Source organism: Marinospirillum celere (genome assembly GCF_900112235.1).
GTDB lineage: Bacteria > Pseudomonadota > Gammaproteobacteria > Pseudomonadales > Halomonadaceae > Marinospirillum > Marinospirillum celere.
In genome coordinates this window covers 1-14,715 of the sequence record NZ_FOLH01000002.1, presented here as the reverse complement: position 1 = coordinate 14,715, position 14,715 = coordinate 1, and the positions used below count along the sequence as shown (strand labels likewise).

Sequence of the window (14,715 nt, the reverse complement as noted above, 5' to 3'; positions counted from 1 at the left end):
CGAAGTAAATGAGCATTTTGAGGTCAATTTCAACGCAGCATCACCAAGCGCAATAGTTAATCCATGGCTTCTTATTTTGAGTCTTAATCGCTTTTCAACTATAGTAGCAGCAAAAATTGACCTACTCCCCTTACTCCAAAACCAGTAGACACCATGAATCTTAACTATCTTGATTTTGAACAGCCCGTTGCCGATCTGGAAGCCAAGATTGAAGAACTACGCTTGGTCGGCAATGACACTGATGTTAACCTGACGGATGAAATTGCCCGCCTACAGGAAAAAAGCACCAAGCTGACCGAACAGATTTTCTCCAACCTCAGCTCCTGGCAGGTCTCCCAGCTTTCGCGTCACCCCATGCGCCCCTACACCCTGGACTATCTGAATCTGCTGTTTGAAGATTTTGATGAACTCCACGGTGACCGTCACTTTGCCGATGATGCAGCCATTGTTGGCGGCATGGCCCGCATTGATGGTCGCCCGGTCATGGTCATTGGCCACCAGAAAGGCCGCGACGTCAAAGAAAAGGTCAAGCGCAACTTCGGCATGCCCCGCCCTGAAGGCTACCGTAAAGCCCTGCGCCTGATGGAAATGGCTGAACGCTTCAAAATGCCGATTCTTACCTTCATCGACACTCCTGGTGCCTACCCAGGAATTGATGCTGAAGAACGCGGTCAATCCGAAGCCATCGCCTTCAACCTGGCGGTCATGTCGCGCCTGAAAACCCCGATCATTGCCACCGTTATTGGTGAGGGTGGTTCTGGTGGTGCTCTGGCCATCGGTGTCTGCGACGAACTGATGATGCTGCAATATTCCACCTACTCGGTCATTTCCCCCGAGGGCTGCGCCTCCATTCTGTGGAAAAGCGCCAGCAAAGCCTCAGATGCGGCTGATGCCATGGGCCTGACCGCTTCACGTCTGAAAGAACTCGGCCTGGTCGACACCCTGATTCCCGAACCTCTGGGCGGTGCCCACCGCAACCCCGAGCAGATGGTGCAAAGCCTTAAATCCAGCCTGCTGCAAGCCCTCGACAAGCTGGATAAAAAAGACACCGACACTCTGATCGAACGCCGTTACCAGCGCCTGATGAGCTATTCCTCGCTGGAAGACCTCAAGTAAAAGGCCCTACTGCATGAACCCTCTGGTTCAGCAGCTGCAGCAGGCTCTGGAAACCTTCCAGCCTGCTGCGCCTTTAAAAATCTGCGTGGCCCTCAGTGGCGGCTTGGATTCACGGGTTCTACTCGAAGCCGCTCGCCAACTACAGCGCCAGACTCAGCCTTTCCAACTACGCGCCCTGCATATTCATCATGGCCTTTCACCCCAGGCTGACTCTTGGGCTGACTTCTGCCAGCACCTCTGCCAGCAGCACGAAATTCCGCTCACCTGCGTTAAAGTAAACCCACAAGACCAACCCGGCGCCAGCCTGGAAGCCCGTGCCCGCCAGGCCCGCTACCAGGTCTTCAGTGAACACCTGCAATCGGGAGAACTTCTTCTTCAGGCCCACCACCGCAAAGACCAAGCTGAAACCCTGCTGCTGCGCCTACTGCGCGGAGCCGGAACCCAGGGCCTCAGCAGCATTCCGGCCACCCGCCCACTGGGCCAAGGTCACCTGTTGCGACCCTTTCTTACTATCCCCAGAGAAACCCTGGAAGCCTTTGCCCAAAACCACCAGCTGCAATGGATCGAAGACGAAAGCAACCAGCAGGATCACTTTGATCGCAACTACCTGCGCCTCAAAATCCTGCCGCAACTGACTGAACGCTTCCCCGCCGCAGAAAAAAACCTGGCCTTAAGCGCCCAACTGGCCAGCGAAGCCCAGCAGCTTCACCAAGACCTGGCTGAACTGGACCTGTGCAAAACCCAGACCGCTTCCGGTGACTGCCTTGATGTTCCAGCCATCCTGGAACTTCCCAACTACCGGCGCACCAACCTGCTGCGCTTCTGGCTACACCAGCGCCAACTGCCCCTACCCGGTATGCATCTTTGGCAACCTCTGGAACAACTCCTCATCGCCCGTGAAGATGCCCAGCCCCTGGTGGAATGGGGCGAAACCGGCAAGCGCATTCAGGCCCGGCGTTTTCAAAACCACCTCTATATCGAAGCCGCCAGCCACTTCCTGCCACTGCCCAAAAACTGGCAAGCCACCTGGAACAATCAGCCACCACTGACCACCCCCTGTGGACTAATCAACCTACAACTGCGTAACACCCAAACCGGAGAAACACCCAGCGAACTGCAAGTCACCGCTCGCCAAGGTGGTGAAAAAATCCGCCTGCCCAACCGCGGCACGCGCGACGTCAAACGCCTGCTCCAGGAACGCAACCTCCCCCCCTGGCAACGCCAGCAACTGCCCTTCATCTGGCACCAGGGACAACTCATCGCCGTGGGCGACCAGCTTCTTGCCGAAGGTTGGGAGAGATTCTAGAGTCAACTTATAAGTTGCCTTATAATAATTAAGCAACAAATATGTTGACTATGAATAGCCTGCTTACCAAATCAAAAACCGACGCCAGCAACTCGGCTATCGGCAAAGCGATATGCAAAACCGTATCGGCATGTCCCGGCAGCAATATCAACGCCTGGAAACCCAGGGCAACCCCCGCCTGGATACCCTGGAACTCCTTGCCAAGGGGCTGAATGCCGAACTCCTGCTAATTCCCAAAGAAAAAGCCATACAAGTCAGGGCATTGCTGGAAGGGCCAGATAATAATGACTCGGAAATGAGTAACGACAGCTTGGTCGATGACCCCTGGCAAGGGCTTCTGGATACCGAGGAAACCTCCGATGACTAGCCTCAGCCTTCTGGAACTAACACTTCACGGCCACAAGGTAGGCCACCTGGCCGGCTACAAGAACGGTAAAAATCTTTTACTCTTCTCACCTGAATTCATACAAGATAAAGCCCGACCCACTTACTGGAGCCTCATCTACCAGGATCATTTCACACCCAGACTAGCGCCAGCCTATGACATTCTCTGCACTCAAGCTTTTATGGCAAACGAACAAACCCTTGCCCTCAACCTGGCCAAGAATAAACACTGGTATCGTATCTCACTGGAAAGCTTCGAAGCCTGGGCCAAAAAAGCGGATATTCCCTGGCGGCTGATTCAGCCACATTTAAAGTCCACCCTGGAAAAAGCAAAAACACTCTGGCCCAAGGCATTGGACGAACTACCCATGCAGAAGCAGCAGAAAGAAACCCTCATCAAACATTGGAAAAACCTGCATCCCGACTTCAGGCTACTGAACAAATAAAGCCGCCCATCAGTAGCTTTGCAGCTCAATCCTTGCCGAAGGTTGGGAAGGGTTGTAGAGTAGAAATCAACCAACGGATTCAAAAAAACAACCAGCAAGGAGGCTAAAAATGAACTCTGCAGAACACCGCTTCTGGCAACTGGAACTTATAGCCTACTGGGAAGGCAAGGTGACTCCGCGCCAGCTGGCTGACCACTGGCAAGTCAGCCGCCAGCATGCCAGTAATCAACTACAGGACTATTTACAAAAACATCCCGACAGCCTGAGCTACCACCCCAGCAGCAAAAACTACCAACCCACGACCAGCTTTCAGCCTCAACACTTAAGCGGCGATGTCACCGAATACCTGGAATGGGCCACCCGCCAAACCCTGCCACCCAGCAAGGACAGCCCCGGCCACTTGCCTCATGAAACCCTGCAACACCCACCCCGGCAGATCACCCCACAAATTATGCGCCCCCTGGTTCAGGCCATTCGTGAAAACCGCCGCCTGGACGTGGACTACATTTCCCTGACCCACCCCGATAACCAGGGCCGCATTCTTGTGCCCCACCACTTCGTTAACACGGGTCAGCGCTGGCACCTACGCGCCTGGTGTGAAAAAAGCCAGACCTTTAAGGATTTCGTCCTCAGCCGTTTTCGAGGCGAACCCGAGTTGATGGACACCTCTGCCATCACCCCGGACCAGGACAAAGGCTGGAATACCCAGCTTACCCTGATTCTGGAACCCGACCCCCGCCTGACACAACTACAAAAACAAGTGCTGGAAGAAGACTACGCCATGCACAACGGCCAGCTACACATCAAAACCCGCGCCTGCCTGGCCAACTACCTGCTAAAAAACCTGCAAGTTCACCCTCGCATCCTGGAAGGAGAACCCGAAGCTCAGCAACTGATCATCGTCAACAAAGACGACATCAAACCTTGGCTTTTTGGGTGAAAAGTTGCAGTTAATTCCTGATAACTGACATAGATCATGAAAGACTGTCAGAAAAAATGACGGTACAAATATACAGGGTTGTTGCTGGCAATAAAAAAGGGCAGGGTAATGGAAAAGAAATTCAGGAAGAGCCATGGTGTTAAGATCCAAAACAGCTATAAAGCCAATACCAGTCATTTCTTACAAGGATTGTATTGCCAAATCTTATAGCACTGAAAATTCTATCGTACCTGGGCACAGCGTTCTAACTCATTGCCAAATTGTCGGTCATGTTGCCCGTGAACTTATTGCTCGTTACCCAACAAGCCTGCGTACAGCACTGTTTCCAGAAGGCAGTCCTTTGGTTGCTGCGGCTCATGATAACGGAAAGGTCAGCCCAACATTTTTCAACAAAATCATGCGCGCCTGTTCATTGGCACAATTTCCAGGCTTCAACCCTGAAATTGAAAAAACATGGGGCGGCCATGCCGGGGTAAGTCAATTAACAGCAAAGCAATTAGGGCTGCCGGAATACGTACCGGAAATTCTTGGCCAGCATCATGGTTTTTCGCCGAATTTGTCAGGAATGCGCGCAACCGATGAAGTGCTTGGTGGCCTTCCATGGCATCAGGAGCGGGAAAAGCTGCTTACGGCATTAAAGAAACTGCTTGAAGAAAGCTGGCCGCAAATAGAATCTGTAGCCCAGGCCCGCTTATTGGCTGGCCTGACTTCTGTTTCTGATTGGATAGGGTCAGGCCACCCTTTTGACAACCCTCAAACACCCTGGAGTAACAAGGCTGGTGAAGTGCTCAACCAGCTTGGGTTTGTTGCTGCAACCTATAAGCCACAACTTAGTTTTAAGGAATTATTCGGTTTCTCGCCAAGGGAGGCTCAGGCATTGCTAGTTGAGCAAGTTTCCTCTCCCGGCGTTTATGTTTTGGAAGCACCGATGGGGCTGGGAAAAACGGAAGCTGCTCTTTACGCCGCATACAAAGTACTGGCCAGCGGCCAGGCTCGCGGCATTTATTTTGCCTTACCGACTCAATTGACCTCCAATAAAATTTTTGAGCGCTTCAATGAGTTTCTTCAAGGCAATAAAAAAAAGCAGTTGGCAGGCATTCTCGCAGATGACTGCGCTCACCGCTCTTTATTATTACATGGCAATGCGTGGCTATTGGACACCGATATGGGCGAAGAAGGACGCCCCGGCGGGGCCTGGTTTAATCAAAGCAAGCGTGGCCTGCTAGCACCTTTTGCAGTGGGCACCATTGACCAGGCATTGATGGCCGCCATGAACGTTAAACATGGTTTTGTACGTGCTTTCGGCTTGGCAGGCAAGGTAGTCATTCTTGATGAAGTGCACACCTATGATGCCTACACCAGCAGCTTGCTCGATGCATTAATTACGCTGCTTCGTGACCTGCATTGTACGGTCATCATCCTCAGTGCAACTTTAAACCAGGAGCGTCGGCAACAACTGTTAGATCGACCAGCAACCTCCATGGATTACCCTTTAATTACGGCCAGCCCAACTAATAACAAAGAGGAAGTCACAGAAGTCAGTGTTCCACCCGGTGAGAACAGGCACGTAAATATTTCACTGCATTCCGATGATTCTTTTGCTGTAGATCAAGCTTTGCTGCGAGCAGAGCAGGGGCAACAAGTGCTGTGGATAGAAAACACAGTCAGGGAAGCCCAGCAGCGTTATCTTTCATTAGCTGCCCGTGCCTGCGAACTGGGCGTAGCCAGTGGCTTGCTACATTCACGGTTTACTGTCGATGACCGTCAAAGGATCGAAGATAAATGGGTGAACCTGTATGGCAAAGCAGGTTGGCCAGATCGCCAAACACAAGGGCGAATTTTGGTGGGCACCCAGGTTCTAGAGCAGTCACTGGATATTGATGCCGACTTTATGGTGTCTCGCTTTGCTCCGACAGATATGTTGCTGCAGCGGCTGGGACGGTTGTGGAGGCATAGTGAAACGCCCCGCTGCACCACTGCAAAACCAGAAGCCTGGTTGTTAGCTCCAATACTTGATGATGCTATTGAAACCCCACAAAGCCACTTTGGTGCCAGCGCCTTTGTTTATAGCCCTTATGTGCTCTGCCGTAGTCTGGAGGTTTGGCAAGAAATAACAAATGTTAGCCTGCCGGATGATATTCGCGGTTTGATAGAACGTACTTATGCTACTCGCACTGAGCAGGGTGCAATGAGTCGCTGGTTGCAAGAATTAGAGGAAGGAACGCGTCATCGTACTGGTCGTAATACATTACAGCAGCTGGCAAGAGTGGCTTTAGCGGAAGGCGGGAATACTCTGCCAGAAAGCAAGGCACAAACTCGTTATAGCGAAACGGACAGTTATGAAGTGCTGATGTTACGAAACATTGAGGGAGACCCTGAAGGAAAAATGGCAACCCTGACACTATTGGACGGAAGGAGGGTTCAACTGCCCACTCAGAACCGCGCCCTACTTACCAAGCATGAGTTGCGCCAACGCACTGGAATACTAATGCGCCAAGTTGTTTCTGTACCCCAGGGAGATAAACCCAAGGCTGTGCCTATTGACAGGCTTAAACGCTTTGGACTACACCACTGCTTCTTTCTTGGCCATCCTGACTGGCCGGAAGATGAAAGCGTTTTGCGTGTGGCACTGGTGGACGAAACCGACGCCTTGCGCGCTATTGATAACAATGAAATACATGAAAAACATCAGCTTGAATACCGTGATGACCTCGGTTATCGAGTCATAAAGAACCAGGAAGGATGACCATGGAAAATCATTTTAATCTGATTGATGAGCCCTGGATACCCGTTGCTGATTATGGCCGTGTGAGTCTGCGTCAGATATTTAGTCATCCAGAATATCGAAGCCTGGGCGGAAACCCGGTACAGAAAATTGCCTTGCTCAAGCTACTGCTTGCCATTGCTCAAGCGGCAGCAACACCAAAGGATGAAATCGAGTGGAAAGCACTGGGCGCTGAAGGGCTTGCAAAGCGTTGCCTGGCTTATTTGGATCAATGGCATGATCGGTTTTACTTGTATGGAGAAAAACCATTTTTGCAGGTTCCAGCTATTAGGCCTGCAAAAGTGCAACCCTATGGTGCTGTACTTCCTGAAGTTTCTACTGGCAATACAACTGTACTCAACCAGTCTCAGGTGCAAAGAGCTCTGGATGATGGGGACAAAGGGTTGTTGTTGCTAACCCTGATGGGTTTTGCCCTTTCGGGTAAAAAAACCGACAACAGTATCATTCTTTCTGCTGGCTATACCGGAAAGAAAAATGACAAAGGTAAACCATCAACAGGCAAGCCAGGCCCATCAGTCGCACACATGGGATTACTACATAACTTTCTGATGGGAGAGAGTATTCAGGAAACAATTTGGCTCAACCTGTTTTCTTTAAAGCAAGTGAGTCAGATGAATATTTATCCCGAGGGTGTGGGTACCGCACCTTGGGAGGCCATGCCTGAAGGTGAAGACTGCACTCAAGCATGGAAGCTCAAGCGCTCCTTAATTGGGCGACTCTTACCTCTTTGCCGTTTCTGCTTGCTTACCGAAGATGGGCTGCATTATTCAGAAGGCATTGCCCATCCCGGCTATAAAGAGGGAGTTATTGATCCAAGCGTGGCAATCAATAACTCCGGCAAAGAACCGAAAGCACTTTGGGTTGACCCTGAAAAACGTCCCTGGCGTGAACTAACAGCTTTGCTCGGTTTTTTGGGTCAGTCTGAAACGCAAGGTTTCCAAAGCTGGCAGTTACGAAATGGACTGGAACGGGCACGGGATGTGACTGAGGCATTTTCCATTTGGTCAGGCGGGTTACGTGTCAGTAGTAATGCCGGTGAGCAGTATGCATCAGGTAGTGACGACTTTGTTGAGTCACTGGTCTGGATCCAGGCTGAAATTTTGGGTGAGCAGTGGTTCAGTCATCTCAAAATAGAAATGGATTCACTTGATGGGCTGGCTAGGAATCTTTATGGACGAGTTCAGGGCTTTCTCAAAGAACAAACCGTTGAAGGCGGAAAAATCGCCCCACAAGCCACTCAGCTTTTTTGGCAGTTATGTGAACGTGAATTTCAGGCTCTTGTTGACCACTGTGAACCTACTGAAGAAGCTGCCTTGGAGCGCCAAAAACTCCGCCGCCGTTTCGCAAGCTATGTTCATCAAGCCTACGACAAATTCTGCCCTCATGATACGGCCAGACAACTGGATGCCTGGGCGAAGCATCGGCCAAACAACAGTAAATATCTTAAGCAGGAGGCATGATCGCCATGCAAGATGATCAAGAGTCTGCGCAGCCAGACAAAAAGAAAAGCAACGAGCAGCGATTTGTAGAGGCTGTAATTGAGCGGTGCCAGAAAGACAAAGGGATGTCTGCACGACTTCGCCGTGCAGATAACCCGGCAACTGAATACCAGAGCTGGGAGTTACTGGGTTCGCTGAACTATCTAGGTGTAGATTTGGAGCAGGACTATAAGCGCCTGCCTTTTGTAACGGTTGCAGCGGCCATAGCCAAATCCAAGGCAGGGCGAAATGGAAGCCTAACATTAGGCAAGGCCATACTGGCATGTTATGAAAATGACCGAGAAAGTGATCAGGCCAAGGCACGACTTCGGCGTTTGCTGGCATGTGATGAGCTGGCTGAGGTATGTCGAATCCTGCGGCCCGTACTGACCTTGATCGACAGCAAAGTTGGTGCCCCTTTGGATTTTGTTCGTCTGCTGAAACAACTGAAGTTTTTTGGCCACAGAACAAAAACCCAATGGGCACAGGAGTTTTATGGTCAAGCTGCTCAGCCAGAGAACCAGGAGGGCGCGATATGAATATGGTTGCCAGTGCACTCCATCTGGATCGGGCCGCAGTCAAAGCACTGCGTATTACCGATGCCTACTCTCTGCACCGTGTTGTGTACAGCTTGTATGAAGATGATCGTACTGCTCAGCAGAAGCAAACGAGCACCCCAAGTGGCATTCTCTATGCTGATCAGGGTGGTGATTACCGAGGCCGCAAGATTTTAATGCTTGCCAATCGAGAACCAATGGAAAAGGTAAACGGGCAGCATGGTGAAGTGCATAGCAAGCTAATCCCGGAAAGCTTTTTAGAACACGAGCAGTACCGTTTCAAAGTGATTGTTAACCCAACTCGCCGTGACAGTGCCAGCCGCAAGCTGGTTGCCGTGCGTGGGCGTGAAGAGGTTGGCCAATGGTTTACTGAGCGTGCAACAACCAGCTGGGGGTTTGAAGTAGCCTCTCAGCATTTGCAAGTGGATAAAATTGAAGTATTGCAGTTCAAGGATAAGCAACAGCGACCAATTACTATTGGTCAAGCTCACGTGCAAGGCCTATTGCACATTACCGATAAAAAACAATTCACCAGTAGTTTCACACAAGGTATCGGCCGTGCCCGCGCCTTCGGATGTGGCTTGCTGCAGATCGTACCCCTTATTGATAACCCGTTTGCTTAAATTCAAGGAAAACTCTGATGACCAATGTTTATACCAACACCCGTATCGAATACCACATCCTGCAGTCTTTTCCAGTGACCTGCCTGAACAGAGATGATGTAGGTGCACCAAAATCTGCCATCGTAGGCGGTGTACCCCGTGCACGGGTTAGCTCACAGTGCTGGAAACGTCAAGTGCGCCTGGCTATGCAAGACTTCGGTGTCAAACTAGGCATTCGAACCAAAAAGGCAGAAGAGATTTTTATCAAAGCGTGTCAGGGAGCAGGCGCAAGCGAAGAGCAGGCAATTGCCTGTGGCAGTAAGATTGCCGCTCAGCTATCCGATGATACGCTGCTATTTATCAGTGATACTGAAGCGGCAGCTTTTGCTGTTTATGCAGCCGAGAAGGAGTTTGATGACAGCAAGATCAAAGATAAAGAGCTGGCCAAGGTTGCAAAGAAAGTCTTGAACCCCTCGATAGATGCACTGGATATTGCATTATTCGGACGTATGGTAGCCAAGGCCTCCGAAATGAATGTTGAGGCTGCGGCCTCCTTCTCACATGCCATCTCTACACATAAAGTCAGCAACGAAGTGGAGTTCTTTACGGCACTGGATGACATGCCGGGAGAGGACGCACGTTCTGCTCATATGGGTAGCCTTGAATTCAACTCTGCGACCTACTATCGCTATATCAGCCTGGATATTGGACAGCTCGCAGAGTCCATGGGCGAAGCTGATCTGAAGCAGGCAGTTGAAGCTTTTACCAAAGCCTTGTTTGTTGCCATTCCTCATGCTCGCCAAACCACTCAGTCTGGTGCCAGCCCTTGGGAGTTTGCCCGTGTACTGGTACGAAAAGGTCAGCGTCTGCAAGTACCATTTGAAACTCCAGTCAGAGCACGTGACGGTGGTTACCTTAAAGCCAGTATTGACTCACTGAAAGAGTACCTGGACAAGAAAGAAAAGCTGGCTGGCTCCATGTTTGGAAAACAGGCCTCTTATGACTGGGGGGAAGACGAAAACTTTAGTATTGATACCCTGGTGGAATCACTGCAAAGCCATATCACTGCTGATCAAACCCAGTGAGGTGAATCATGAGTGATCCTTACCTGCTTATGTGGCTGGAGGCTCCACTCCAGTCATGGGGGCATGATTCAAAATTCGGGCGACGAGACAGCCTAGACTTTCCAACCAAGTCAGGTGTGCTGGGGTTGCTGTGCTGTGCCTTTGGTGCTGGAGGAAAGCAGACTGAGCTGCTGGCGTACTGGGCTGATAGTGACATGCAAGTACAAGCCTATGTGCCTACTGACAAACAAGGCAAAACCTTGCCCCGCCAGCCCTTGCTGCGTGATTTCCAGATGGTTGGCAGTGGCTATGATGACCAAGACCCTTGGCAAAACTTGTTAATTCCAAAAACCAGTGAAGGGAAAAAGCCTAATGGTGCAGGAACCAAAATGACCTACCGTTATTACCTGCAAGATATGGCCTTTGCTGTTGCTTTACAGGGCCCACAAGAGGCGCTGACTGAGCTGGAAACAGCTTTGCAGAATCCAGTATGGGATTTGTACTTGGGACGCAAAAACTGTGTGCCCACCGAGTTCATTGCCCAAGGAGTTCATTGCGATGCTTTGCAGGCAATGAGCAAAGCATCGCAGCTAGCAGAATCCAAAAAACGTGTGCCGGTATTTCAGGTATTGCAGGGTGAACATGATGGTGAGATTTTAACTCTCAATGATGTTCCCCTGCAGTTCGGTGAACACAAACTCTACCGTGACCGGCGTGTCACTGTATTGCCGGTCACATAGTCATGGCTGCTGGTGAGCGACTCTTTGTCAAGGTCACCCGCGATTCCCTGCCCCAGGTAAAGGATAAGTACCCTTTTCTTTACTTGGAGCGGGGAAGGCTGGAAATCGATGACAGCAGCATCAAATGGATAGATTGCGACAACAATGTTGTCCCCTTACCGGTGGCAACTCTCAATGCTCTACTACTGGGGCCAGGCACCACCATCACCCATGATGCAGTCAAAACTGCTACGGCAGCGAATTGTTCTGTATGTTGGGTAGGTGAAGATAGCCTGCTCTTCTATGCAGCCGGCTTTCTGCCCACAGCTGATACCCGTAATTTAAAGCAACAGATTGAATTAGCCGCTGATCCAGAAAAGTCTGTTGAGGTGGCTAAACGCATGTTTGCCCGCCGTTTCCCCAACGCACAACTGGATGGCAAAAGTCTCAAGGAAATGATGGGCATGGAAGGCCATCGTGTGCGAGCACTTTACAAGGAGAAAGCTGAAAAATACCAAGTCGGTTGGAAAGGACGAAAATTTGTACCGGGCAAGTTTGAAACAAGTGATATTACCAACCGGATACTGACTTCAAGTAATGCCGCTTTGTACGGCATTTTGTGTTCTGGAGTACATAGTATGGGGTATTCACCCCATATTGGGTTTATCCATTCAGGCAGCCCTCTACCCTTCATCTATGATCTTGCTGACCTTTATAAGGAGCACCTGTGTATTGATCTAGCTTTTATGCTGACCCGTGATTTGGCAGGCCGATATAACAAGCAAAAAGTTGCTGCTGCATTCCGTGAACGGGTCATTAAAATGGATTTTCTTGCACGGCTTGCTGATGACATAAATGAAGTTCTGGGGGTGAAGCGTGCTCGTAGTAGTCGCAAATGATTTGCCGCCAGCTGTACGCGGCCGAATGAAGCTTTGGTTTGTGGAACCCCGCGCCAATATTTTTGTATCAGGTGTCAAAGACTCAGTTGCCAAAACAGTAATTGACTACCTGTACAAGCACTGCCCACCTGAATCCGGCATCGTCATTTTTCGTTCCTTGCCAGGGCCACCTGGCTATGAAGTTCGTACTATCGGCCCTACCCGAAAAGCGCTGACAGAGATCAGTGGCCTACAGCTAGTCATCGAAACCCTGAAAACCCAATAAATCGAATATATTGTGTTTTTCTTGGGGCTCTTTAACAATATACTGGTGTCTTCCCCACGCCCGTGGGGGTGTTTCTGGTTGTGGGCAAAGATGACGGCGGCAGCGTTAGTCTTCCCCACGCCCGTGGGGGTGTTTCTTCAGAATATGATTTTACTTGGTGATAGGTACGGTCTTCCCCACGCCCGTGGGGGTGTTTCTTAGTTCAAAAAGCCTTACATTCATGAAGCCTGGTCTTCCCCACGCCCGTGGGGGTGTTTCCTGGTCGGAAAGCTGGCCAGGGCCACCGACGGCGTCTTCCCCACGCCCGTGGGGGTGTTTCTCGTTTAGGCGAAGGAATTGACGGTTTAGGTGAGTCTTCCCCACGCCCGTGGGGGTGTTTCTACACCCGCCAAGCCTCTGGATGGATTGGGAGCGTCTTCCCCACGCCCGTGGGGGTGTTTCTCCGAGTCATTCAAGGTTCTGGAAAGGTTGCTGGTCTTCCCCACGCCCGTGGGGGTGTTTCTCATAGGCGAGCCACTGTACCCGGTGACTGGCAGTCTTCCCCACGCCCGTGGGGGTGTTTCTAACCGGCGGTATAGTTGATATACCGGATGACCGTCTTCCCCACGCCCGTGGGGGTGTTTCCGGGGCGCGTGGTCGATTGTTCAAAAACGGCACGTCTTCCCCACGCCCGTGGGGGTGTTTCCGCCTTTCTTACGGCTTCGTCCTCAAGCTCTACGTCTTCCCCACGCCCGTGGGGGTGTTTCCGGCCCCGATGATTGCACCTGGGCGGTAAAGGTGTCTTCCCCACGCCCGTGGGGGTGTTTCCGTTGCGTCCGTCACGTTGATGCTAACCGCTTGGTCTTCCCCACGCCCGTGGGGGTGTTTCTTCGAGGCGTGGCGAACACGGAAGCGCAGGAACGTCTTCCCCACGCCCGTGGGGGTGTTTCCCAGGGCCTGCACACTTACTGACAACTAGTGTTGTCTTCCCCACGCCCGTGGGGGTGTTTCTCTTCCCCACCACTTCCGGTAGGTTTCGGCCTGGTCTTCCCCACGCCCGTGGGGGTGTTTCTGACTGAAATCCTTGTTGTTTCGACAGCCCACAGTCTTCCCCACGCCCGTGGGGGTGTTTCCGGTTTTGCCTGGGCAGGCTGGCGCTCGACAGGGTCTTCCCCACGCCCGTGGGGGTGTTTCTAAACGCTCCTTTAATCCGCGCATTGCAAAACCGTCTTCCCCACGCCCGTGGGGGTGTTTCTAAACACCTAGCCCCCTAGCGGGGCTTTTTTGCGTCTTCCCCACGCCCGTGGGGGTGTTTCCCAGCAGCAGAAGGCTTGGCGGCTGGCTGATTAGTCTTCCCCACGCCCGTGGGGGTGTTTCTAAATTTTTGTTCTTCATAGCAGAACCAGCCTAGTCTTCCCCACGCCCGTGGGGGTGTTTCTAATATCACTGTTCTCACTGGTGCTGTGATAGCGTCTTCCCCACGCCCGTGGGGGTGTTTCCATTTTATTAATCTGATCACAAACGGACAGGCTGTCTTCCCCACGCCCGTGGGGGTGTTTCCGCATGACCTCATCTTTTAGGTTGCGACCCTGGGTCTTCCCCACGCCCGTGGGGGTGTTTCCCAGCAGCAGAAGGCTTGGCGGCTGGCTGATTAGTCTTCCCCACGCCCGTGGGGGTGTTTCCCAAGCTCCCAAACGGCGGCCACCACACTGGCAGTCTTCCCCACGCCCGTGGGGGTGTTTCTTGGGTTGAGAGGTCTCTGCAAAGATCAGCTTTGTCTTCCCCACGCCCGTGGGGGTGTTTCCAAAATTACCGGGCATTTCAGCAAAGCCTTTGAGTCTTCCCCACGCCCGTGGGGGTGTTTCCGAGTGATCTGGCTCCAATCTATGTGAGAGCTGGTCTTCCCCACGCCCGTGGGGGTGTTTCTGCAGTGCTTCCACTGATCTGTTCTGGTTTCCGGTCTTCCCCACGCCCGTGGGGGTGTTTCTATCCATTGATTCAAAGTCTGCTTTCCAGCAGCGTCTTCCCCACGCCCGTGGGGGTGTTTCCGTCACGTCGCGCCGTGGCTTGTACGCAAATGTGTCTTCCCCACGCCCGTGGGGGTGTTTCCAAAGCGCTAGCTGGCACGTTTAAGCAAAAAGAGTCTTCCCCACGCCCGTGGGGGTGTTTCTAGAG

Annotated in this window: 13 protein-coding genes and 1 CRISPR repeat array; all 13 genes read left to right on the top strand. The window is 51.8% G+C overall.

Features of this window, described 5'->3' with window-relative positions; translation table 11 throughout:
- Positions 1–153 precede the first annotated feature (153 nt).
- The gene (gene accA / locus BM185_RS04510) at positions 154–1,116 is read left to right on the top strand and encodes an acetyl-CoA carboxylase carboxyl transferase subunit alpha (RefSeq protein WP_091959999.1); all 963 of its coding nucleotides are present in this window, start codon (positions 154–156) and stop codon (positions 1,114–1,116) included.
- Between the two features lie 13 nt (positions 1,117–1,129).
- On the top strand, positions 1,130–2,422 hold the full coding sequence (tilS, locus tag BM185_RS04505; RefSeq protein ID WP_091959996.1) for a tRNA lysidine(34) synthetase TilS: 1,293 nt from the start codon (positions 1,130–1,132) through the stop codon (positions 2,420–2,422).
- 70 nt (positions 2,423–2,492) lie between these two features.
- Positions 2,493–2,789 (top strand): helix-turn-helix domain-containing protein, encoded by a 297-nt coding sequence (locus BM185_RS04500; protein ID WP_281247329.1) that lies wholly within the window; start codon positions 2,493–2,495, stop codon positions 2,787–2,789.
- Positions 2,782–3,252 carry a HipA domain-containing protein gene (locus BM185_RS04495; RefSeq protein WP_177203473.1) on the top strand — a complete coding sequence of 157 codons (471 nt, stop codon included), beginning with the start codon at positions 2,782–2,784 and terminating at the stop codon, positions 3,250–3,252. The genes BM185_RS04500 and BM185_RS04495 overlap by 8 nt, the downstream gene beginning before the upstream one ends.
- 109 nt (positions 3,253–3,361) lie before the next feature.
- A complete protein-coding gene (locus tag BM185_RS04490; protein ID WP_091959987.1) occupies positions 3,362–4,192 on the top strand; it encodes a helix-turn-helix transcriptional regulator in 831 nt (276 codons plus the stop codon).
- A 133-nt stretch (positions 4,193–4,325) separates the two neighbouring features.
- Entirely contained in the window at positions 4,326–6,938 is a 2,613-nt protein-coding gene (gene cas3 / locus BM185_RS04485; RefSeq protein ID WP_091959986.1) for a CRISPR-associated helicase Cas3', read from the top strand.
- 2 nt (positions 6,939–6,940) lie between these two features.
- Complete coding sequence (gene casA, locus BM185_RS04480; protein WP_091959982.1) at positions 6,941–8,437, top strand: type I-E CRISPR-associated protein Cse1/CasA; 1,497 nt, start codon at positions 6,941–6,943, stop codon at positions 8,435–8,437.
- A 5-nt stretch (positions 8,438–8,442) separates the two neighbouring features.
- Positions 8,443–8,994 (top strand): type I-E CRISPR-associated protein Cse2/CasB, encoded by a 552-nt coding sequence (gene casB / locus BM185_RS04475; RefSeq protein ID WP_218149385.1) that lies wholly within the window; start codon positions 8,443–8,445, stop codon positions 8,992–8,994.
- Positions 8,991–9,635, top strand: a complete 645-nt coding sequence (gene cas6e / locus BM185_RS04470) for a type I-E CRISPR-associated protein Cas6/Cse3/CasE (RefSeq protein ID WP_091959977.1) — start codon at positions 8,991–8,993, stop codon at positions 9,633–9,635. Before casB ends, cas6e begins: the two co-directional genes overlap by 4 nt.
- Before the next feature lie 17 nt (positions 9,636–9,652).
- Complete coding sequence (gene cas7e / locus BM185_RS04465; protein WP_091959974.1) at positions 9,653–10,699, top strand: type I-E CRISPR-associated protein Cas7/Cse4/CasC; 1,047 nt, start codon at positions 9,653–9,655, stop codon at positions 10,697–10,699.
- Positions 10,700–10,707: 8 nt separating this feature from the next.
- Positions 10,708–11,418, top strand: a complete 711-nt coding sequence (cas5e, locus tag BM185_RS04460; protein ID WP_091959971.1) for a type I-E CRISPR-associated protein Cas5/CasD — start codon at positions 10,708–10,710, stop codon at positions 11,416–11,418.
- A 2-nt stretch (positions 11,419–11,420) separates the two neighbouring features.
- A complete protein-coding gene (cas1e, locus tag BM185_RS04455) occupies positions 11,421–12,296 on the top strand; it encodes a type I-E CRISPR-associated endonuclease Cas1e (protein ID WP_091959969.1) in 876 nt (291 codons plus the stop codon).
- Complete coding sequence (cas2e, locus tag BM185_RS04450; RefSeq protein WP_091959965.1) at positions 12,274–12,561, top strand: type I-E CRISPR-associated endoribonuclease Cas2e; 288 nt, start codon at positions 12,274–12,276, stop codon at positions 12,559–12,561. The genes cas1e and cas2e overlap by 23 nt, the downstream gene beginning before the upstream one ends.
- A gap of 47 nt (positions 12,562–12,608) precedes the next feature.
- A CRISPR array of direct repeats spans positions 12,609–14,710; the repeat unit is 28 nt; unit sequence GTCTTCCCCACGCCCGTGGGGGTGTTTC.
- Positions 14,711–14,715: the final 5 nt, after the last annotated feature.

What these genes read in the sequence shown, in the direction of transcription:
- accA (WP_091959999.1), top strand. Translation starts at nt 154, where the DNA reads ATGAATCTTAACTATCTTGATTTTGAACAGCCCGTTGCCGATCTGGAA.
- tilS (WP_091959996.1), top strand. Translation starts at nt 1,130, where the DNA reads ATGAACCCTCTGGTTCAGCAGCTGCAGCAGGCTCTGGAAACCTTCCAG.
- BM185_RS04495 (WP_177203473.1), top strand. Translation starts at nt 2,782, where the DNA reads ATGACTAGCCTCAGCCTTCTGGAACTAACACTTCACGGCCACAAGGTA.
- BM185_RS04490 (WP_091959987.1), top strand. Translation starts at nt 3,362, where the DNA reads ATGAACTCTGCAGAACACCGCTTCTGGCAACTGGAACTTATAGCCTAC.
- cas3 (WP_091959986.1), top strand. Translation starts at nt 4,326, where the DNA reads ATGGTGTTAAGATCCAAAACAGCTATAAAGCCAATACCAGTCATTTCT.
- casA (WP_091959982.1), top strand. Translation starts at nt 6,941, where the DNA reads ATGGAAAATCATTTTAATCTGATTGATGAGCCCTGGATACCCGTTGCT.
- casB (WP_218149385.1), top strand. Translation starts at nt 8,443, where the DNA reads ATGCAAGATGATCAAGAGTCTGCGCAGCCAGACAAAAAGAAAAGCAAC.
- cas6e (WP_091959977.1), top strand. Translation starts at nt 8,991, where the DNA reads ATGAATATGGTTGCCAGTGCACTCCATCTGGATCGGGCCGCAGTCAAA.
- cas7e (WP_091959974.1), top strand. Translation starts at nt 9,653, where the DNA reads ATGACCAATGTTTATACCAACACCCGTATCGAATACCACATCCTGCAG.
- cas5e (WP_091959971.1), top strand. Translation starts at nt 10,708, where the DNA reads ATGAGTGATCCTTACCTGCTTATGTGGCTGGAGGCTCCACTCCAGTCA.
- cas1e (WP_091959969.1), top strand. Translation starts at nt 11,421, where the DNA reads ATGGCTGCTGGTGAGCGACTCTTTGTCAAGGTCACCCGCGATTCCCTG.